A 19,747-nucleotide genomic window follows, 5' to 3' on the forward strand; every position below is an offset into this window, starting at 1 on the left:
GGCCCGCAGGTGGGAGCGCAGGGCGCGCGGGTCGGAGGTGGGCGCGTCGCAGACGAACCTGCGGCAGACATACGCCGCCGCGCGCCCGGCCCGTGTTGGGCGGCCCCGCAGCAGCGGGAACTCCCCGGCGCCCTCCTCCCCGACGGCCACCACGGCGCCGGGCGCCGCGGCCAGCAGCGCGGTGCGGTGCAGTTCCTCGGTGAGCGGGTCGCCGACCGCGCCGACGACCGCCACCTCGCGCGGCCCGTCGAGCATCGCCTCGGCCACCGCCAGCCCCCACCCGACGAAGCGCGGCGCGCGGGCGGCCAGCGCGCCCACCACCCCGAGCGCGCGCTCCGCGGTCGTACGGTGCCGCTCCGACCCGGTGTGCGCGGCGTACGACAGCAGGGCGCCGGCCGCCGCGTTCCACCCGGAGGGCACCGCGTTGTCCGTGGGGTCCTGCGGGCGGCGGATCAGCGCCTCCGCGTCGTCCGCGGTGTCGTAGAGGGTGCCGTCCGGCGCGGTGAAGCGGGTGAGCACCGTGTCCAGCAGCAGGCCGGCGAAGTCCAGCCAGACGCCCTCGCCGGTGACGGAGGCGAGCGCCAGGAAGCCCTCGGCGACGTCGCCGTAGTCCTCCAGCACGCCCGCGTTGGTGCCCGGGGTGCCGTCGCGGGAGGTGCGCAGCAGCCGCCCGTGCACGTCGAGGTGGACCCGGACCAGCAGGTCGGCGGCGTCGACCGCGGCCTGCACCAGGTCGGGGCGGTCGAAGTAGGCGCCGGTCTCGGCGAGTGCGGCGATGGCCAGGCCGTTCCAGGCGGCGACCACCTTGTCGTCCCGGCCGGGCCGCGGGCGGCGGGCCCGGGCTTCGAGCAGCCGCTCGCGTACGGCGGCCACCCGGTCGGCGTCCACCACGCCGTTGCCCTGCGGCAGGCGCAGCACCGAGGTGCCCTCCTCGAAGTTGCCCTCCTTCGCCACTCCGAAGTAGCCGGCGGCGAACTCCCCGTCGGCCGCGCCGAGTTCCTCCGCCAGTTGGGCGGGCGTCCATACGTAGTAGGCGCCTTCGACGCCGCGGCCGGTGCCGTCGTCGCTGTCGGCGTCCAGCGCGGAGGCGAACCCGCCCTCAGCGGTGCCGAGTTCGGCGACCATGAAGTCCGCGGTCTCCAGGGCGATCCGGCGGGCGAGGTCGGAGCCGGTGGCCCGCCACAGGTGCGCGTACACCCGGGTGAGCAGCGCGTTGTCGTAGAGCATCTTCTCGAAGTGCGGCACCTGCCACGCGCGGTCCACGGCGTACCGGGCGAAGCCGCCCCCGAGTTGGTCGTAGATCCCGCCGCGGGCCATCGCCTCGCAGGTGTCCCGCACCATGCGCAGGGCGCCCTCGGCGCCGGTACGGGCGTGGTGGCGCAGCAGGAACTCCAGCGCCATCGACGGCGGGAACTTCGGGGCACCGCCGAACCCGCCGTGCGTCTCGTCGTACGCCCGGGTCAAACCCACCAGCGCCGCGGTGAGTTCGCCCTCCCCCACGCTGCCGGCCGCGCCGCCGTACGCCCCGGCCCGCTCGGCCAGTTCCCGTACGATCCGGGCGGCCACCTCGCCGACCTCCTCGCGGCGCTCCCGCCACGCGCCGACGACGCCCTCCAGCACCTCCCGGAACCCGGGCAGCCCGCCCCGCGCGCGCGGCGGGAAGTACGTGCCGAAGTAGAACGGCTCCCCGTCGGGGGTGAGGAAGACCGTCATCGGCCACCCGCCCTGCCCGGTCGCCGCCTGCACCGCCTCCATGTACACCGCGTCGACGTCCGGCCGCTCCTCCCGGTCCACCTTGACCGCGACGAAGTGCTCGTTCAGGTACGCGGCGACCGCCTCGTCCTCGAAGGACTCGTGAGCCATCACATGGCACCAGTGGCAACTGCTGTAGCCCACGCTCAACAGCACCGGCACCCCCCGCTTGCGCGCGGCGGCGAAGGCGTCCTCCCCCCACGGCCACCAGTCCACCGGGTTGTCCGCGTGCTGGAGCAGGTAGGGCGACTGCGAGTTGCCCAGTCGGTTCATGCCGCCATCGTCGCACGGCTCCAGCCGCGCTGGTGGGTGGCGCGAGGCTGAACCGGCGCGGCCGGTCGCCGGGGTTCGCGTCGCCGAGGCGTCCCGCACGGCCGCCGGGGCCTGCGCGTTCGGCCCACCCGAGCGGCGACCGGTCACCTCCGCGAGGAGTTCCTCCTTGCCTTCCCGTACGGCCTCCTCGCAGCCGGCACGGGCGACGTACTCCGCGCGGATGTCCTGCCAACGGGTGTAGCCGCTCATGGCCAGGCCGACGCAGGCCGTCAGCGGGCGTCGGTCTCGGGGCGGGGCAACTCGTCCAGGTCGAGGGTGTACGTCCGCCCGTCGGCCAGTTCGATCGGCAGCTTGCCCGAGCCGTACTTGTGCGTGTGCGCGGCGATGTACCCGGAGCCGGTCGGCCGGGTGTGGACGACGACCTCCGCGGCGTACGGGTCCACCACCACGTAGACCGGGATACCGTAGCGGCCGTACTTCGCGGTGCAGTCGTCGTAGTCCTTGCGTGCGGAGGACACCGACACCACCTCTGCGATCAGCAGCACGTCCTCGAAGCCGTAGCGCTTGCCCTGCCGCTGCGCGTCCTCCCGCAGGATCGCGAAGTCCGGGGCCGAGTTCTCGTCAGCCGGGAAGTCCAGATACACGTCGGAGGCGGTCTTCGCGTGCCGGCCGAGCGAGAGCGAGTCGATCTGCATCGACTTGATCGTGCTGGAGTGCTCAATGCTCTGCGGAGTCATGACCACCTTCCCCTCGGTACCGAAGAAGACCACGTGCCCAGCAGGAAACTCGGTGTTCATGACCGCATCGACGCTCATCAACGGCTCCTTCCTGTCGCCTCTCAGAATATGGGACCACGGTCCTGTACGGGGCCGACGACGAGCAGGCCGACTGGGGGCGTCCACCAGGCGCCGGCGCGGACCGCGCCCGTTCCGGATCGGGCGGGCCGGCGGGCCGGGACAGTAGGCTGATCCGAGCAGCGCCGGAACTGCCGAGGCTCCTCGAGGGAGGTACTCCGTGAGCGCCGAGATGGTGGCGCCCGCGTGGATGCACACGCAGATCAGCGCGGAGCAGTACGACTCCTGGTCCGAGGAGCCGTGTGCCGGCATCGAGATCGTGGACGGGATGGTCGTCGTGAGGCCGGGTGCCTCCAAGCGGCACAACCGGCTGGCCCGCATCCTGGCCAATGCCCTGGACGCCGCCGCGGGCCCGGACTGGAACGCCGACACGGACTTCGACGTCCGCCTGCAGGACGTCCCGCTCACCAACCGCCGTCCCGATGTCACCGTCTACCGCGCGGAGGCCATCGACCTCACGCCCACCCGACCCGAACACGTGCTGCTGGTCGTCGAGGTGGTGTCGCCCGGTTCGGAGACCACGGACCGGATCGTGAAGGTGGACCAGTACGCCACGGCGGGCATCCCCTTCTACTGGCGCGTCGAACAGGCCGCCACCGGTATGCCGATCGTCTACACGTACGTCCTCGACCCGGCCAGCAGGGCCTACCGCGACGGCGAGGTGTTCACCGGCGTGATCAGGCCGCCGCTCCCTTCGCCGTCACCGTGGACCTGGGCACCCTCTGACCGGCGGCCAGTCGCGGCGCCGGGTCGGTCGGGGGGCGTGTCCACCGGTTACCGGGGCCCGCGGGGAGAAAGGACGTGGCGGTCGCGGCTGGCGGCGATGCCGCCGGCGAGTTGCAGGAGCAGCAGCGCACCGAGGACGAGCAGCGGAACGCCCCAGCCGCCGGTGAGCGTGTGGACCAGGCCGATGCCGACCGGGCCGAGGCCCGCGAAGAGGTAGCCGACGCCCTGCGCCATCGTGGAGACGTGGCCGGTGTGCCGCGCGTCCGGGGAGCGCAGCACGATGTACGTCAGGGACAGGCTGATCGCGGCGCCCTGGCCGAGGCCGAGCAGGGTCATCCAGACGTAGGCCCCGGCCACCGGCGCGGTGCCCAGGCCGAGGTAGGCGGCGCCGGTGAGCAGGACGGACAGCAGCACCGGCAGCCAGGTGGGGCGCATCCGCCGGGCCATCCCGGGGACGAGCAGCGCCGCCACGATCCCGGGGAAGGCGGAGTAGGCGATCAGCCAGCCGGCGGTGTGCTGGTCCGTGCCGTGGTCCTGCAACAGCGTCGGGAGCCAGGTCAGGCAGGCGTAGTACGCCAGGCTCTGCGTGCCCATGAGGGTCGTCACCGCGATCGCGACGGGGTCCTTGAACAGGGCCCGGAACGTCGGCTCGCCCCGCTCGGAGGGCGCGTCGGCCACCTCCCGCGTGCGCGGGTCGCGCCGCGGCGCGCGGACCATCTGCGGCAGGACCGCGCCGAAGGCGACGATCGCGGGGATCGCCCACACCGCCAGCGCCGCGCGCCAGGACCCGCCGACCGCCGAGGCCAGCGGCGCCGTGAGTCCCGAGGCGAGGGCGGCGCCGACGAACAGGGCCGTCGAGTACAGGCCCATCATCAGCCCGGACTGGCGGGCGAAGTCGCGCTTGACCGCCGCGGGCATGACGACATTGGCGACGGCTATCGCCGCGCCCACCAGGACGGTGCCGGTGAACAGCCCGGCCAGGCTGGGCTGGAGCCGCAGCGCGATGCCCGCGGCCAGCGCGAGCATTGTGAGGCCGAGCAGGCGGTGCATGCCGAAGCGGCGGGTCAGCGCCGGGGTGAGGAACGCGAACGCGCCGAACGCGACGATCGGGATGGTCGTCAGCAGGCTCGCCACGGACGCCGGAAGTCCCAGGTCGTCGCGGATGCTGGACAGGACCGGCCCGATGGAGGCGACCCCGGGGCGGAGGTTCAGGGCGGTCAGCAGCAGGCCGCCGGCCAGCACCGCGGTACGTACGGGGGTGCGCGCCGACCGGTCGCCGGGGTGCTCGGGCCGGGAAGGGCCACCCGTCCCGCCGACCGCGCTCCGGTCGCTCTCACGCGTCTCCACGTTGTCTCCCTCACCTGTCGTGACCAGCGCCTTCTGCCTGGTGGACACCGTCAAGTCAACGCCCTGCCGCCTGGGCCGACCACTGTTAATCTGACGCGTGATGCCCGAAACCCGACACACGTCGACGCGCCCGGAGCAGTACCTCCTGCTCGGGCACGACGAGCGCACCCACGCGCACGCGCACACCCGCGGCCACCTGGTCTACCCGGCCTCGGGAGTGCTCTCGATGGTCACCGAGGCCGGGGCGTGGGTCGCGCCGCCGAACCGGATCGTGTGGATTCCGGCCCGCTTCACGCACGAGCACCGGGCGCACGGCGCGACCGACATGCGGATCGTCTTCCTGGCGCCCCGGCTGGCGGAGCTCCTGCCGCCGCGCCCGGCGGTGCTCGCGATGACGCCGCTGGCCCGGGAGGCCGTCCTCGCGCTGACCGCCGGCGAACCGCGCTCCCAGGCCGCCCGCGCCCGCCTGCGCCGCGTCGTCATCGACGACGTCGTCGCCGCGCCCGAGCAGCCCCTGCACCTGCCCGCGCCCCACGACCCCCGCCTCGTGGCCGTGACCGGGCTCGTCCAGCAGGACATGTCCGCGCCCGCCACGCTCGCCGCGCTCGGCCGCGGCGTGGGGGCCAGCGAGCGCACCCTCAACCGCCTGTTCAAGAGCGAGACCGGGATGAACTTCGTGCAGTGGCGCACCCAGTTGCGCATCCACCGGGCCCTGCTGCTGCTCACCGACGGGAAGTCCGTCACCCGGACCGCGGCCGCGTGCGGCTGGGCCAACCCGAGCGCCTTCATCGGCGCGTTCACCTCCCTCGTCGGCCAGAGCCCCGGCCGCTACCAGCGCTCGCTGAGCGCCCCGTCCGAGCCCGCACGGGAGGGGAGCCGGACGCCGCGGCGGGGTTGAGGCGGAGCCGGTACGGGAACCTCCTACTACCCGTGGACTGTCGTACGCCACGGGGGCCGGAAGGCAACGGGAGGGCATGTGGCGGATACGCGGAGCGCGTTGCGGGGGGCGGACCGGGCCGAGGTGGAGCGGTTGCTGCGGCGGGCGGCGGCCGGTGCCGCGGGCGACCGGCGCGGGCTGCTGGCGCGCGGCCGCAAGGAGCTGGACACGCTGGCGGCCGCCGCTCCGGCGGAGTACGCCGCCTACCGTACGGCGCTGCGCGAGGGCCGGGCGGCGTCCCATGTGTCGGCGGCGGCGCCGGGCTCGGTCCCGGGGCTCGCCGCGATCACGGCGGCGGTGGCCGCGTTCTGCGTGGACCTCGCGCACGGCCTGTCCGCCGGTGCGGCCGTGACCACCGCGCTGGTCGCCGCGGCCGCCACCTTCGCCGTCGCGGCGCTGCGCACGCTGCGGGCCCACCAGGCGCTGCCGGCCGGCGCCGCGCAGGCCAGGGCCGCTTGGCTGGCGGCCGTGGAGGAACGCGCCATAGGACCGTTCGTACGGCAGGCGCAGGCGCCCCGGGCGGCGAAGGCCGCGGCACCGAAGCGGCCGCGGCCGGCCGCCCCCGCGCCCGTGCCCCCGCCGCCACCGGAGCCGGCCGCCGCCCACCACGCCCCCGTTCCCCCGCCGCCGCGCGCGGCCGAGCGGCCCCCGGTGGCGAAGACCCGGCGCGGCGGGGGCGACCGCAGCGCCGCCGCCCGCACCCGCGCCGTCCTGGAGCAGTCCTTCCAGCAACTCCCGGAGTCCGAGGGCCCGTTCGCGGGCCGCCGGGCCCACCTCGCCCGGATCGCCCAGTGGGTGCACCAGTCCCGTGCCTCGACTGCCGTACGGCCCACGGTCGTTGTCCTGCACGGTCCGGCAGGCGGCGGCCGCACCTCCCTGGCGGTGCGCGCGGCACGGGAGTTGAGGGACCAGTTCAAGGGCGCGTGCGTGGTGGACCTGCGCGGCGCGGGGCCCAGCCCGCTGCCGGTCCGGGACGCGCTGCTGCACCTGCTCAACCGGCTCGGCGCGCCCCGCGACCAGCTGCTGTTCCGGGAGCGGCCCGAGCGGCAGGACCACGGCCAGCACCTGACCCGCCTCGCCGAGCAGTACCAGCAGCACCTGACCGGTGTCCCGGTGGTGATCGTGCTGGACGACGCGACCGACGCCGAGCAGGTCCGGCCGCTGGTGCCCGAGCGCTCCGAGAGCCTGGTGCTGGTCACCGCCGCGGAACCGTTCGACCCCGACGTGCCGGGCGCGGTCGTGCACCACCTGCCCGTGGGCCCGCTGGACCTCGACGACACCTTCGAACTGCTCGGCGAGATCGCCGACGCGGCCGGCACGGACACCGCGCCGCCCGAACAGGCCGAGCGGCTGCGCGCGTTGACCGCCGGGCTGCCCATCGCCCTGCGGATCGCCGGCTCCGGGCTCGCCGCACACGGCGGCGCGGCCCGACTGGCCGACGACATCGAGGTGTTCGGGCCGCGCGACCCGGTCGACCGGGTGCTCGCCCTGCGCTACCACGACCAGCCCGAGCCGGGCCGCCGCCTGCTGCGCCGCCTCGCGCTCGCCGGGCGGGCCAGCTTCGGGGCGGCCGCCGCGGCGGCGCTGCTGGCCACCGACGAGCAGGAGGCCGGCCGCCGCCTGGCCGAACTCGCCGCCGCCGGACTGCTGGAGAACGTCCGCGGCAGCCGCTACCGGCCGCACGACCTGGTCCGGGCGTTCGCCGCCGAGCGGCTGCTCGACGAGGAGGACCCGGTCGAGCGCGCCGCCGCCCACGAGCGGCTGATCCGCTCCTACGCCGACCTCGCCGACACCGTGATCCGGCTGGTCGAGGGGAAGACGTCGACCCGCGCCGGGCGGTTCGGCCCGCACGGCTTCGCCTCCCTCGACCTCGCGCTGCGCTGGCTGGACGAGGAGTCGTCGTTCATCACCGCCGCGCTGCGCGACACCGCGGGGGTGGACCAGGCCGCCGTGCAGGCGCTGCTGGGCGCGCTGTGCGACTACTGCCTGCTGCGCGGCGACCTGTACCGGCTCGGCGAGATCAGCGAGATGGCCCAGGCGCAGCAGGCGGCCGGCGGCCGCTCGGGCCCCGAGGGCGACCGCTCGGTGCTGGTGCGGTCGGTGCAGTGGCGCACCGGCATCGCGGCCCGGCAGTTGGGCGAGCTGGACCGTTCGAAGTCGACCCTCAGTGCCGTGGTGGACCTGTACTTCGAGGCGGAGCACCCGGCCGGCGCCGCCCGCGCCCTGGACAGCCTCGGCATCACCCTGCACCACCAGGGCAACCTGAAGGAGGCCGAGCTGCGGCTGCGCGAGGCGGTCGACATCCAGGGCGCGCCGGGCCTGGAGGAGGACCGGGCGTGGACGCTGCACGCGCTGGGCGCGGTGCTGCGCGACCGGGACGAGGTCGTCCAGGCCCTCGCGCTGCTGGAGGAGTCGCTGGCGCTGCACCGGGAGAACGAGAGCGTGCAGGGCGAGGCGTGGGCGCACCTCCAACTCGGGCAGGTGCAGTTGCGGCTGGGCCGGCTGGACGAGGGCGAGGAGGAGCTGCGCGCGGCCGGGCGGTGCTACGCGCTGGCCCGCGACCCGCGCGGCACCGCGTGGACGCTCACCCAGCTGGCCCGCGCGCGGCTGATGCGCGGCCAGGCCCGGGAGGCCGCCCACGACCTGGACGAGGCGGTGCAGCGGCACCGGGCGACGGAGGACGCCCGCGGCGAGGCGTGGACGCTGTACTACCTCGGGCACGCGCTGGAGGAGAGCGGCGACACCGACGCGGCGCTGCGCACCCTGGAGCGGGCGCGCAGCATGTTCTCCCGGATGCGGGACGTCTACGGGCTGGCCTGCGCCCGGCACCACTCGGCGCGGGTGACCCGCGACCAGCGGGCGGCCCGGACCGGGAACCTGCGCAACAGCGGCTTCGCCCGGCAGCTGCTCCAGGACGCGCGGCAGGACTTCCGGCGAATCGGGGTGGCGCACGGCGAGGCGTGGTCGTGCGTGGAGCTGGCGGTGATCGACGCGGGCAACGGGCGGCTGCTGGAGGCGCTGTCGCTGCTGGACGAGGCGGGCGGGCTGTTCGCCGGGCTCGGCGACCGGCGCGGCCACGACTGGGCGGTGTTCCTGCGGGCCACGGTGCTGCCGCTGCTGGCCCCGGACCCGGCCGGGCCGGACGGCGCGGCCCGCGCGGACGAGGAGCTGCGGGCGCTGCTCGCCGCGTCCTTCCCCGAGCGCGACCCGGACCTGGCGGAGTACGCGGAGGCGTATCTGCTCCTGCTGGCGCGCGGCTCGATCGTCCCCGGGTCGCCCTGGAACGCGTGGGAGCTGGGCATGACCCCGACGAGGTCCGCCCGCATGGTCATGGCGGTGCCCACGTAGGGGCGGCGGACACCGGCCCGGTGGGGTACCGGCCGGTGGAGTACCGGCTGCCGGCGTACTGGATGACGCCCTAGTCGCGGGCCGCCGGGATGGTGGGCTTGGGCTCCGGGGCCGGCTGCTCCTCGAAGTCGATCTTCTTCATCTGCTTGTTCATGTTCTTCATGAGCGCCCACAGGCCGACGGCGATCACCGCGAAGACCACGAATCCGAGCAGCCCCGGGGTCACCTTGTTCTTGTCGAGCTCCTGGGCGAGCGGGACGAGCGGGTGGAGGGCGTGGTAGTCAGTCACGCCCTCCATTGTTGCTCAGACCGGAAAGCTCCCCGCAGTCAGGCCCCGCGAACGCCCGCGAACAGGTCGTCCTCGGGGAGGGAGACGTCCACCCGGGAGCGGGCGAGTTCGTAGTCCTCGGTGGGCCAGACCTCGCGCTGGACGTCCATCGGCACCCGGAACCAGCCGCCGTCGGGGTCGATCTGGGTGGCGTGGGCGAGCAGCGCCTTGTCCCGGATCTCGAAGAACTCGCCGCACGGCACGTGCGTGGTGAGGTTCCGCTCGGGCCGGTCGGACTGCTCGAACCGCTTGATCCAGTCCTCGTAGGGCGACTCCAGGCCGCGGGCGAGCAGCGCCTCGTGCAGGGCGAGGGTGCGGGCCTTGTTGAAGCCCTGGTTGTAGTAGAGCTTCAGCGGGGTCCACGGCTCGCCCGCCTCCGGATAGCGCTCGGGGTCCCCCGCCGCCTCGAACGCCGCCATCGAGATCTTGTGGGTCATGATGTGGTCGGGGTGCGGATAGCCGCCGTTCTCGTCGTAGGTGGTGATGACGTGCGGCCGGAACTCGCGGATGAGCTTCACCAGCGTGCCGGCGGCGGTGTCGACGTCCACCAGGCCGAAGCAGCCCTCGGGCAGCGGCGGCAGCGGGTCGCCCTCGGGCAGCCCGGAGTCCACGTAGCCCAGCCACGCCTGCTTGACGCCGAGGATCTGCCGGGCCTCGTCCATCTCCTTGGCCCGGACCTCGTGGATGTGCTCCTCGACGTAGGGGTCGCCCTGGAGCTTGGGGTTGAGGACGGAGCCGCGCTCGCCGCCGGTGCACGTCGCCACCAGCACGTCGACCCCCTCGGACACGTACTTGGCCATCGTGGCGGCGCCCTTGCTCGACTCGTCGTCGGGGTGGGCGTGCACGGCCATCAGTCGAAGCTGATCGGTCAAGGCTGGCTTCCTTATGTCTCCGGTCATCACAACAGTCTCGATCCCCTCCGAAACAACGGCCGGGGGCACCTCCTATAGTGACGGGAGACGGGGGCGATTAATTCCGCGGTCCCCGACGGGAGGACGATCATGACGGCCGTGCAGCCGGGTCCGGCACCGTCGCTGCCCGAGGGGCGGTACGGCGGCGGCGCAGACGCCGACGCACGCAAGGACCGGGCGCTGCGCAGGGCCGCGGTCGTGCTGGGCGTGCTGCTGGCCGCGGCTGTCGGCTACTTCGGCTGGCACTCCCTCCAGGAGAGCCGGATCAGCGCGCAGGTCGTGTCCTTCCAGGCGGTGTCCGCGCACTCCCTCCAGATCCACCTGGAGGTCCACAAGGGCGCCGGGACGACCGTGGTGTGCACCGTCCGCTCCCAGGACGACGACCACAACGAGGTCGGCCGCAAGGACGTGCGGATCAGCGAGCACGCCAAGGACGTCGACACGATCGTGACGTTGCGCACCACCGCGACCGGCAGCACCGGCGAACTGGTCGGCTGCCAGTCGGCGAAGAACAGCTGAGCCGGGTCCGGCCTGCGGCCGGGCTCAGTGGGTCAGCGCGTTCGCGCCCACGATGACCAGGCCGATCACCACGTCCACGATGCCGACCCGGCAGGACGGCGCCCAGTTCTGCCCGGCCGCGCGGGCCGCCCACAGGCCCCAGCCGAAGAGCGTCGCGGTGTTGACCAGCAGCACCACGCCGACGCCGCCGCTCTCGCTCCACCACCCGGCCGACGCGCCGAGCAGCGCGACCAGTGTCGGGGCGACGGCGGCGACCAGCGGCCACTCGTCCAGCATCGACCGGAGCGTCTCCACGGTGGGCCGCTGCCCGCCCGCGGTCCAGTGGGCGATGGTGTGCGCGTAGCCGTGGGCGGCGGCCGCGGTGAGCGCGGCCACCAGAATCCACAGCGCGTCGTAGCGGGGGTCGGGCTGCCCGGTGTCCTGGTCCAGGGCGGAGGCGAGCGAGCTGGCCAGCACCGTGCCGTAGACCCCGCCGAACAGCAGGCGCTGCCGCGGCACGCCGAGGGGCGCGTACGGTGCGTGCTGGTGCGGGTCGTCCGGCATGGCGCCCCTTTCGACGCGGTGGCGGCGCGGTCGGCACCGGGGGGTGTTCCGCCGCACACGATGTAACCGCATATGGGGCAGCCTCGCCGGTCAGGAATTGTTAGGCTCGTGGTTTCGTCCCGGCGCCGGGTGGCAATGCACTTGTGCACCGGGAGGGGACACGCACCAGAACACCGCATGACCGTATCGACGAGGAGCACCAGTGACCCAGACCAGCGACAACGTCACCTGGCTCACCCAGGCGGCGTACGACCAGCTCAAGGCCGAGCTGGAGCACCTGTCTGGTCCGGCCCGCGCCGAGATCGTCGCCAAGATCGAGGAAGCTCGTCAGGAAGGCGATCTCAAGGAGAACGCCGGCTACCACGCGGCGCGTGAGGACCAGGGCAAGCTGGAGCTGCGCATCCGGCAGCTCAACCAGATCCTGGAGACCGCGAAGGTCGGCGAGGCGCCGGCCGACGACGGCGTGGTGGCGCCCGGCATGGTGGTGACCATCGCCTTCGACGGCGACCCGGACGACACCCTGACCTTCCTGCTCGGCTCGCGCGAGGGTGTCAGCAGCGACCTCGAGACGTACTCGCCGCAGTCCCCGCTCGGCCGCGGTGTGACCGGCAAGCGCAAGGGCGAGGACGCCACGTACGAACTGCCGAACGGCAAGACGGCAGCGGTGAAGGTCCTCGACGTGAAGCCCTACCAGGGCTGACCCCCTCCTCCTCCCCCCACCCGCCCCCGCAGCAGCCCCGCCCGTCCCCCGACGGCCGGGGCTGCGCTGCGTGGGCTGCCCCGGAGCCGCCTCGGAGCCGCCGCGGGACATCGCCACTCGGGAAGAGTTGCGAATATTTCGAATACTGCGGATACTTCGAATATCAGGAGAAGGGGCACTCACATGGCCGCAGCAACAGAAGGCCGCAAGATCGCGCCGGGCACGGTCGACGCCGAAAGCGCGCAGCGAGCCCTCCGCAGGATTCGCGACTACCTCGCACACGACACCGACGTGACCACCGACGTCACCATCCTCGGCGAGCACGGCGATGACGACCCGCTCGTCCTGCCGCGTGCCACCGTCGAGATGTTCGCCACGATGCTTGCCGCGCTCGCCAACGGCCAGGGTGTTCAGCTCATGCCGGTCAACGCCATGCTGACCACCCAGCAGGCAGCGGACATGCTGAACGTCTCCCGGCCCTACCTGGTCGGGCTCCTCGAGAGCGGCAAGATCCCGTTCGGACTCGTCGGCCGGCACCGCCGGGTGAAGTTCAACGACGTCATGGAGTACAAGCGCAGGGACGACCGGGAACGGAAGGACGCCGCCGACTCCCTCACCAGTCTCGACGAGGAGCTGGGGCTCCTCTGAGATGGCCTTCACCGTCCTGTACGACTCGAACGTGCTCTACCCGAACACCGTCAGGGACCTGCTCATCCGCCTCGCTCGGCACGGCATCGTCCAGGCGAAGTGGACGGAGCAGATCCTGGACGAGGTGCAGGAGGCCCTGCGGCGCAACAACGTCGGCGACGACGCCAAGCGCGCAGAGCTCCGGCGCCGCATGAACGCAGCCGTCCGCGACTGCCTGGTGACCGGTTACGAGTCGCTGACCGAGGGCCTCAAGCTGCCCGACCCGGACGATCGGCATGTCCTTGCTGCCGCCGTCAAGTCCGGCGCACAGGTCATCGTGACCAACAACCGCAAGCACTTCCCCCCCGACTGCCTTGCCGAGTGGGGCATCGAGTCGAAGACGGCCGACGACTTCGTCATGGACCTGATCGACTTGGACGACCGGGTCATCTACGGCTGTGTCATGGAGATAGCGAACAGCCGCACACGGACGCCCGTCACGTTCGACGACGTCCTGGACCAGTTGGAGAGGTCTCAGCTGATCGGCGCCGTGAGCATGCTCCGTACGGGCTCCGGCCCGAGCACCTGACGGCGGCTGCGTCGACGGCCCGACCCGGGGCCCTCACCGCCAGGTCGGCTGTCCGTCGCTTTGCCGAACAGCCGACCGGGCACGTCGCACACGCGAGCGCGGCTAGGCGGTGGCGGAGCGGTATTTGCGGACGGCGAGGGTGCGGAAGACCGCGACGATCAGGACGGACCAGGCCAGTGAGGCCCATACCGGGTGCTGCATCGGCCAGGCCGAGGAGTGGACGACGCCCGGGTTGCCGAAGAGGGTGCGGGAGGCCTGGACGGTGGCGCTGAAGGGGTTCCACTCCGCGACGTGCCGCAGCCAGGGCGTCATGTTCTGCGGGGAGACGAACGCGTTCGAGACGAACGTCACCGGGAAGAGCCAGACCAGGCCGCCGGAGGTGGCCGCCTCCGGGGTGCGCACCGTCAGGCCGATCAGCGCGCCGATCCAGGAGAAGGCGTAGCCGAGCAGCAGCAGGAGCGCGAAGGCGCCGAACATCTTCGGCAGGCCGTTGTGGATGCGCCAGCCGACGAGCAGCCCGACGCAGGCGAGCACCACGACGGTCAGCGCGGTCTGCACCAGGTCGGCGAGGGTACGGCCGGTGAGCACCGCGCCGCGGGACATCGGCAGCGAGCGGAACCGGTCGATCAGGCCCTTGTGCATGTCGTCGGCGATGCCCGCGCCGGCGCCGGCGGTGGCGAACGTCACGGTCTGCGCGAAGATCCCGGCCATCAGGAAGTTGCGGTAGTCCGAGGCGCTGAACGACCCGCCGACGTTGACCGACCCGCCGAAGACGTAGCTGAAGAGCACCACGAACATGATCGGCTGGAAGAGGCCGAAGATCACGACCTCGGGGATGCGCATCATCCGCAGCAGGTTGCGCTTGGCGACGACCAGGGAGTCGTGCAGCGAGCCGAGCGCGCCGCCGCGCGGGGTCGGCGCGAGGGTGGTCCGCGGGCTGTCCGGGGTGCCGGTGGCGACGCTCATTTCACGGTCTCCTTCGAGGATGCGGAGTCCGGGCCGCCGTCGCCGTCCCGCGCGGCCCGCGCCTCGGACTCCTCGGCGGTGTGCCCGGTCAGCGAGATGAACACGTCGTCGAGGGTGGGGCGGCGCAGCCCGATGTCGTCGATCTCGATGCTCTCGGCGTCCAGTTCGCGGATCACCTCGGCGAGCAGCTTGGCGCCGCCGGTGACCGGCACGGTCACCTTGCGGGTGTGCCGGTCGACGCTGACGGCGTCCTGGCCGCCCCGGCCGTACCGGACCAGTACGGCCACGGTGTCCTCGATCCGGCTGTGGTCGTGGGCGACGACCTCGATCCGCTCGCCGCCGGTCTGCGCCTTGAGCTGGTCGGCGGTGCCGCGGGCGATCACCACGCCGTGGTCGATGACGCAGATGTCGTGGGCGAGGTGGTCGGCCTCCTCCAGGTACTGCGTGGTGAGCAGCAGCGTGGTGCCGCCGGCCACCAGTTCCTGGATGACCTCCCACAGCTGCTGCCGGTTGCGCGGGTCCAGTCCGGTGGTGGGCTCGTCCATGAACATCACCGGCGGGCTGACCACGAGGGCCGCGGCCAGGTCCAGCCGGCGCCGCATGCCGCCGGAGTAGGTCTTGGAGACGCGGTTGGCGGCGTCGGCGAGGTGGAACCGCTCCAGCAGCTCGTCGGCGCGGGCCCGGGCCCGCTTGGCGCCGAGCTGGTAGAGCTGCGCGACCATCTGGAGGTTCTCCCGGCCGGTCAGGTACTCGTCGACGGCCGCGAACTGGCCGGACAGCCCGATGTGCCGGCGGACCTCGTTGGGGTGCTTGAGTACGTCGATGCCCGCGACGACGGCTCTGCCGCTGTCCGGGCGGAGCAGGGTGGTCAGGACGCGGACGGCGGTGGTCTTGCCCGCCCCGTTGGGGCCGAGCAGGCCGAGGACGGTGCCCTCCGGCACGTCGAGATCCACTCCCCCCAGTGCCCTGACATCCCCGAAGGTCTTCACCAGACCCTCGGCGTAGATGGCGCCGGCCATGTCTTCGCTCCCGTCGGTTGTCCGTGTGTACACGTCCGCGGGGGGTTGTCCCGGGGTACGCGCGGTCAAGGCGCCCGGCGGCCGTGCGCGCGGCCGGGTCCCGCTTCCCCGTTCGACCGGTGCGCCGACCGAAACTCATCGGCGGCCGGCACCCTCGCGATAGTTCGCGACTATGACAGACGCGATATATCGCGTCAACTGTTTTCGCCGCCGGCCCCGGGAACGTCGGGCCGATCGGACCAGGCGAGCGGGTGAGCGAGTGAGCGGTCAGGCCAGGACGGCCCAGGTCAAGCCACGCCAGGACGGGTCAGGCCAGGCCAGGTCAGGCCACGCCAGGACGGGTCAGCCGATCACCGTGTAGCCCGCGTCCTCCAGCACCGCCGCCACCGCCGCGCGGTGCTCGGGCCCCTTCGTCTCCAGATGCACCTCGACCTCCGCCTCGGTGAGCCCGAGCCGTGGGTCGGTGCGCATGTGGCTGATGTCCAGCACGTTGGCGTCCGCCTGCGACAGCGTCGCCAGCAGCCCGGCCAGCGCGCCCGGCCGGTCGGTCAGCCGCAGCCGCAGCGACAGGTAGCGGCCGGCCGCCGACATGCCGTGCCGCAGGATGCGCTGCATCAGCAGCGGGTCGACGTTCCCACCGGACAGCACCGCCACCACCGGCCCCTCGAACGACCGCGGCGCCGCCAGCAGCGCCGCCACCGAGCTGGCCCCGGCCGGCTCCACCACGAGCTTCGCCCGCTCCAGGCACAGCAGCAGCGCGGAGGACAGCGCGTCCTCCGAGACCGTCACCACGTCGTCGACCAGCTCGCTGACCACCGCGAACGGCACGTCGCCGGGCCGGCCGACCATGATGCCGTCGGCCATGGTGGCCACCGAGCCCAGCGCCACCGGGCGGCCGGCCGCGAGCGAGGGCGGGTACGCCGCCGCGCCCGCCGCCTGCACCCCGACGACCCGCACGTCCGGCCGCAGCGCCTTGACCGCGACCGCCATCCCCGCCACCAGCCCGCCGCCGCCCACCCCGACCAGCACCGTGCGCACCTCGGGGCACTGCTCCAGCACCTCCAGGCCCACCGTGCCCTGCCCGGCGATGATGTCCGGGTGGTCGAAGGGGTGGATGAAGACCGCGCCGGTGGACTCCGCGTACGCGATCGCCGCCCGCAGCGTCTCGTCCACCACGGCGCCCTCCAGCCGGACCTCGGCGCCGTACTCGCGGGTCGCGGCGACCTTCGGCAGCGGGGCGCCCACCGGCATGAACACGGTGGAGCGCACCCCCAGCAGGGAGGCGGCGAGCGCGACGCCCTGCGCGTGGTTGCCGGCGCTGGCGGCCACCACGCCGGCCGCGCGCTCCTCGGGCCGCAGCCCGGCGATCCGCACGTAGGCGCCGCGGATCTTGAACGAGCCGGTGCGCTGGAGGTTCTCGCACTTCAGGTACACCGGCGCGCCGACCAGGTCCGACAGGTGGCGGGAGCTCTCCATGGCGGTGACCCGCGCGACCCCGGCGAGCATCTTGTGCGCTCCGCGCACGTCGTCCAAGGTGACCGGCTGGAACCGCGTGTTGTCCATGGGGCACAGTGTCGCAGTCCGGCCGGGCGATCACGGGCAGGCGTTCACCCGCGAAGTCGCACATGCGGCCGCGAGGCTCCCGGTGGCCTCCGGGGCCGCGTACTCTTCTCCCAACTTCCCGCCGTTCCGGCGCCGTACGCCCGTCTGCCCGCCGCGACCGCAATCCGCGCCGGCGCGCATCCACCGAACCGACAGAACGCGAGCTTGAAGGTCATGTCCAACCCTCCGGAGACCTCGACCGAACTCCTCGAGAGCCTCCAGCACCAGGTCGCCCTCTTCGCCCGCCGCGCCGAGCAGACCCGGCTCGGCGGGATCGGCGGGGCCCGCAACTCCATGGACCGCGCCGCCTACCTCCTGCTCAACCGGCTCGACCACGAGGGCCCGATGGGCGTCAAGGCGCTCGCCGAGGCGATGGGGATCGACTCCTCGACGGTGACCCGCCAGGTCGCGCCGCTGGTGGACACCGGCCTGGTCAAGCGCACCTCGCACCCCGAGGACGGGCGGGCGGTGGTGCTCGCGCTGTCCCCGCGCGGCCGCGCCCGGCTGGGCGAAGTACGGGACTCACGACGGCAGTTGATGGCGAAGGTCACCGAGGACTGGTCGGAGCAGGAGCGCGAGCTGTTCACCGAGCTGCTCGGCCGGTTCAACATCGCGCTCGCCGACTGGCACGCCGGCCTCACCCAGCGCGACCCGGAACGCGCCGACCGGTAGCGGACGGGCGGCGTCCGGCAGCGGACAGGGGACGGCCCGCCAGCGGACGGGCGGCGGTCCCGGCGGCAGTACCGCAACGGCCCGGCGGCAATCCCGGCAGCGAGCCCGGTCGCGGGTATTGACCGCGTGGCCGCCCGTGCCGTCCCATGTCCGCGTGGGCACCCCAGGGGGTCGGCGCCGGGCGGCCGCGGAGGCCCGCAGGGACGCCGAGTTCGCCGATTTCGTCGCCGGCGCGGGCGGGCGGCTGCTGCACTCCGCGCTGCTGCTGACCGGTGATCCGGCCGCGGCCGACCGGCTGCTGACCGGCGCGCTCGCCCGGCTCTACGCCCACTGGCCGGAGCCGGCCGGCGACGACCCCTACGACCGCGCCCGCGCGGAGCTGTTCGTACGGTACGGCTACCGGCCGTGGCGGCGCCCGCACGGCGGCCCGCTGGACGGCCTGACGGTGCGTCAACGGCTCGTCGTCACCATGCGGTACTTCGAGGGGATCGGGGAGGAGCAGACCGCGGCGATGCTCGGGATGGCGTGCGAACGGGTCGCCCTGATCGCGGCGCGCGGCAGCGCGCGGCTGCGCAGCCGGCGGTGAGCCCCGCCGGCGGGCTGCCGCCGAACCGCCGCGAAGCGGAGGTGCGGCGGCTCCTCGACACCCCGCACCCCCCGCTCCCGCCGGACCTCGCCGAGCGTGCTGCCCGCAGGGGCCGCGCCCTGCTGCGGCGCCGCCGCACGCTCCGCCGCGCCCTCTGCGCCGCCCTGCTGCTCACCGCCGCCCTGGCCGCGGCCCTCCTCCTGACCTGAGCCCGGGGACCGAACGCGTCAGCCGAGGGCCTGGCGGAGGTCCTCCACGAGGTCGTCGGCCGCTTCGATGCCCACCGAGATCCGTACGAGGTCGGCCGGGACCTCCAGCGCCGAGCCGGCGGCCGACGCGTGGGTCATCCGGCCCGGGTGCTCGATGAGGGACTCCACGCCGCCGAGCGACTCCCCGAGGGTGAACAGCCGCGCCCGGTCGCAGACGGCGACGGCCGCCTCCTCGCCGCCGGCCACCTGGAAGGACACCATCCCGCCGAAGTGGCGCATCTGCTTGGCCGCGACCTCGTGCCCGGGGTGCGAGGAGAGCCCGGGGTAGTGCACCCGGGTCACCTTCGGGTGGCCCTGGAGCATCTCCGCGATCCGCCCGGCGTTCTCGCAGTGCCGGTCCATGCGCACCGCGAGCGTCTTGATCCCGCGCATCACCAGCCACGCGTCGAACGGCCCGGCCACCGCGCCCATCGCGTTCTGGTGGTACGCCAGTTCCTCGCCGAGCCCGGCGTCGGAGGTGACCAGCGCGCCGCCGACCACGTCGGAGTGGCCGCCCATGTACTTCGTCATGGAGTGCACCACCACGTCCGCGCCCAGCGCCAGCGGCTGCTGGAGGTAGGGGCTGGCGAAGGTGTTGTCGACCACCAGCCGCACCCCGGCCTGCCGGGCCACCCCGGCCAGCGCGGCGATGTCGGTGATGCCGAGCATCGGGTTGGAGGGCGTCTCCACCCAGATCAGCTTCGTCTCGGGGCGTACGGCGGCCCGCACGGCCTGCACGTCGGAGGTGTCGGCGACCGACCAGAGCACGCCCCACCGCTCGGCGACCTTCGCGAAGAGCCGGAAGGTGCCGCCGTAGGCGTCGTCGGGGATGACCACGTGGTCGCCGGGGGTGAGCACCGTACGCAGCAGGCAGTCCTCCGCGGCCAGGCCGGAGGCGAACGCCAGGCCGCGGCGGCCGCCTTCGAGGGCCGCGAGGTTCTCCTCGAGCGCGGTCCGGGTCGGGTTCGCCGACCGGCTGTACTCGTAGCCGCCGCGCAGGCCGCCGACGCCGTCCTGCTTGTACGTCGACACCTGGTAGATCGGCGTGACCACCGCACCGGTCTGCGCGTCGGCCGGCTGGCCGGCGTGGATCGCCAGGGTCTCGAAGTGCTGGTGGGCACGCGGGGGGTGAGGGCTATCGTTCATGCGCCGAGCGTAGCCGCCGTACGGTCCCGTCCGCTGACCGCCGCCGCGGGCCGA

General features: G+C 73.5%; 19 protein-coding genes and 1 pseudogene. 10 read left to right on the forward strand and 10 right to left on the reverse strand.

Annotated elements, in window-relative coordinates; translation table 11 throughout:
• Together WA788_RS27275 and WA788_RS27280 are read right to left on the reverse strand one after the other, a co-directional pair.
• Window positions 1-2,025 (reverse strand): thioredoxin domain-containing protein (locus tag WA788_RS27275; protein WP_335981819.1); only part of this gene is annotated, 2,025 nt, incomplete at its 3' end.
• A 269-nt stretch (window positions 2,026-2,294) separates the two neighbouring features.
• On the reverse strand, window positions 2,295-2,840 hold the full coding sequence (locus WA788_RS27280) for a Uma2 family endonuclease (protein WP_335981643.1): 546 nt from the start codon (window positions 2,838-2,840) through the stop codon (window positions 2,295-2,297).
• Between the two features lie 199 nt (window positions 2,841-3,039).
• Between WA788_RS27280 and WA788_RS27285 the strand changes: the two are divergent.
• A pseudogene (locus WA788_RS27285) lies at window positions 3,040-3,605 on the forward strand (Uma2 family endonuclease).
• Window positions 3,606-3,653: 48 nt separating this feature from the next.
• Here the strand turns inward: WA788_RS27285 and WA788_RS27290 are convergent.
• Window positions 3,654-4,952: a CynX/NimT family MFS transporter gene (locus WA788_RS27290; RefSeq protein ID WP_335981645.1), complete on the reverse strand. Its 1,299-nt coding sequence runs from the start codon at window positions 4,950-4,952 to the stop codon at window positions 3,654-3,656.
• Window positions 4,953-5,052: 100 nt separating this feature from the next.
• On the opposite strand from WA788_RS27290, the gene WA788_RS27295 reads away from it, so the two are divergent.
• Both WA788_RS27295 and WA788_RS27300 read left to right on the forward strand, forming a co-directional pair.
• Window positions 5,053-5,850 carry an AraC family transcriptional regulator gene (locus tag WA788_RS27295; protein WP_335981648.1) on the forward strand — a complete coding sequence of 266 codons (798 nt, stop codon included), beginning with the start codon at window positions 5,053-5,055 and terminating at the stop codon, window positions 5,848-5,850.
• A 78-nt stretch (window positions 5,851-5,928) separates the two neighbouring features.
• On the forward strand, window positions 5,929-9,237 hold the full coding sequence (locus tag WA788_RS27300; protein WP_335981650.1) for a tetratricopeptide repeat protein: 3,309 nt from the start codon (window positions 5,929-5,931) through the stop codon (window positions 9,235-9,237).
• Window positions 9,238-9,307: 70 nt separating this feature from the next.
• Here the strand turns inward: WA788_RS27300 and WA788_RS27305 are convergent, their stop codons facing one another.
• Window positions 9,308-9,535: a hypothetical protein gene (locus WA788_RS27305; RefSeq protein WP_335981653.1), complete on the reverse strand. Its 228-nt coding sequence runs from the start codon at window positions 9,533-9,535 to the stop codon at window positions 9,308-9,310.
• Between the two features lie 29 nt (window positions 9,536-9,564).
• Window positions 9,565-10,437, reverse strand: a complete 873-nt coding sequence (mca, locus tag WA788_RS27310) for a mycothiol conjugate amidase Mca (protein WP_335981656.1) — start codon at window positions 10,435-10,437, stop codon at window positions 9,565-9,567.
• 129 nt (window positions 10,438-10,566) lie between these two features.
• On the opposite strand from mca, the gene WA788_RS27315 reads away from it, so the two are divergent.
• Window positions 10,567-10,995, forward strand: a complete 429-nt coding sequence (locus WA788_RS27315) for a DUF4307 domain-containing protein (protein ID WP_335981658.1) — start codon at window positions 10,567-10,569, stop codon at window positions 10,993-10,995.
• A gap of 24 nt (window positions 10,996-11,019) precedes the next feature.
• Here WA788_RS27315 and WA788_RS27320 read toward each other — a convergent pair whose 3' ends face one another.
• On the reverse strand, window positions 11,020-11,538 hold the full coding sequence (locus WA788_RS27320) for a hypothetical protein (RefSeq protein WP_335981660.1): 519 nt from the start codon (window positions 11,536-11,538) through the stop codon (window positions 11,020-11,022).
• Between the two features lie 202 nt (window positions 11,539-11,740).
• On the opposite strand from WA788_RS27320, the gene greA reads away from it, so the two are divergent.
• The 3 genes from greA to WA788_RS27335 all read left to right on the forward strand — a co-directional run bounded on the left by greA (window position 11,741) and on the right by WA788_RS27335 (window position 13,454).
• On the forward strand, window positions 11,741-12,238 hold the full coding sequence (gene greA, locus WA788_RS27325; RefSeq protein ID WP_335981662.1) for a transcription elongation factor GreA: 498 nt from the start codon (window positions 11,741-11,743) through the stop codon (window positions 12,236-12,238).
• 183 nt (window positions 12,239-12,421) lie between these two features.
• Window positions 12,422-12,886 carry a helix-turn-helix domain-containing protein gene (locus WA788_RS27330; RefSeq protein ID WP_335981664.1) on the forward strand — a complete coding sequence of 155 codons (465 nt, stop codon included), beginning with the start codon at window positions 12,422-12,424 and terminating at the stop codon, window positions 12,884-12,886.
• 1 nt (window position 12,887) lies between these two features.
• A complete protein-coding gene (locus WA788_RS27335) occupies window positions 12,888-13,454 on the forward strand; it encodes a PIN domain-containing protein (RefSeq protein ID WP_335981666.1) in 567 nt (188 codons plus the stop codon).
• Window positions 13,455-13,556: 102 nt separating this feature from the next.
• Here the strand turns inward: WA788_RS27335 and WA788_RS27340 are convergent, their stop codons facing one another.
• The 3 genes from WA788_RS27340 to ilvA all read right to left on the reverse strand — a co-directional run bounded on the left by WA788_RS27340 (window position 13,557) and on the right by ilvA (window position 17,002).
• Window positions 13,557-14,420, reverse strand: coding sequence for an ABC transporter permease (locus WA788_RS27340; RefSeq protein ID WP_335981668.1), 864 nt, complete (start codon window positions 14,418-14,420; stop codon window positions 13,557-13,559).
• On the reverse strand, window positions 14,417-15,439 hold the full coding sequence (locus WA788_RS27345) for an ATP-binding cassette domain-containing protein (RefSeq protein ID WP_335981670.1): 1,023 nt from the start codon (window positions 15,437-15,439) through the stop codon (window positions 14,417-14,419). The genes WA788_RS27340 and WA788_RS27345 overlap by 4 nt, the downstream gene beginning before the upstream one ends.
• A gap of 342 nt (window positions 15,440-15,781) precedes the next feature.
• Entirely contained in the window at window positions 15,782-17,002 is a 1,221-nt protein-coding gene (gene ilvA, locus WA788_RS27350; RefSeq protein WP_335981672.1) for a threonine ammonia-lyase, read from the reverse strand.
• Window positions 17,003-17,215: 213 nt separating this feature from the next.
• Between ilvA and WA788_RS27355 the strand changes: the two genes are divergently transcribed.
• The 3 genes from WA788_RS27355 to WA788_RS27365 all read left to right on the forward strand — a co-directional run bounded on the left by WA788_RS27355 (window position 17,216) and on the right by WA788_RS27365 (window position 18,508).
• Window positions 17,216-17,713: a MarR family winged helix-turn-helix transcriptional regulator gene (locus WA788_RS27355; RefSeq protein ID WP_335981674.1), complete on the forward strand. Its 498-nt coding sequence runs from the start codon at window positions 17,216-17,218 to the stop codon at window positions 17,711-17,713.
• A gap of 154 nt (window positions 17,714-17,867) precedes the next feature.
• Window positions 17,868-18,299 (forward strand): sigma factor-like helix-turn-helix DNA-binding protein, encoded by a 432-nt coding sequence (locus WA788_RS27360; protein WP_335981677.1) that lies wholly within the window; start codon window positions 17,868-17,870, stop codon window positions 18,297-18,299.
• The gene (locus WA788_RS27365) at window positions 18,296-18,508 is read left to right on the forward strand and encodes a hypothetical protein (RefSeq protein ID WP_335981679.1); all 213 of its coding nucleotides are present in this window, start codon (window positions 18,296-18,298) and stop codon (window positions 18,506-18,508) included. The genes WA788_RS27360 and WA788_RS27365 overlap by 4 nt, the downstream gene beginning before the upstream one ends.
• Before the next feature lie 18 nt (window positions 18,509-18,526).
• On the opposite strand, the gene WA788_RS27370 is transcribed toward WA788_RS27365, so the two are convergent.
• Window positions 18,527-19,693, reverse strand: a complete 1,167-nt coding sequence (locus tag WA788_RS27370) for a cystathionine gamma-synthase (RefSeq protein WP_335981680.1) — start codon at window positions 19,691-19,693, stop codon at window positions 18,527-18,529.
• Window positions 19,694-19,747 lie beyond the last annotated feature (54 nt).

The organism is Streptomyces sp. CA2R106 (genome assembly GCF_037034245.1).
Lineage (GTDB): Bacteria > Actinomycetota > Actinomycetes > Streptomycetales > Streptomycetaceae > Actinacidiphila.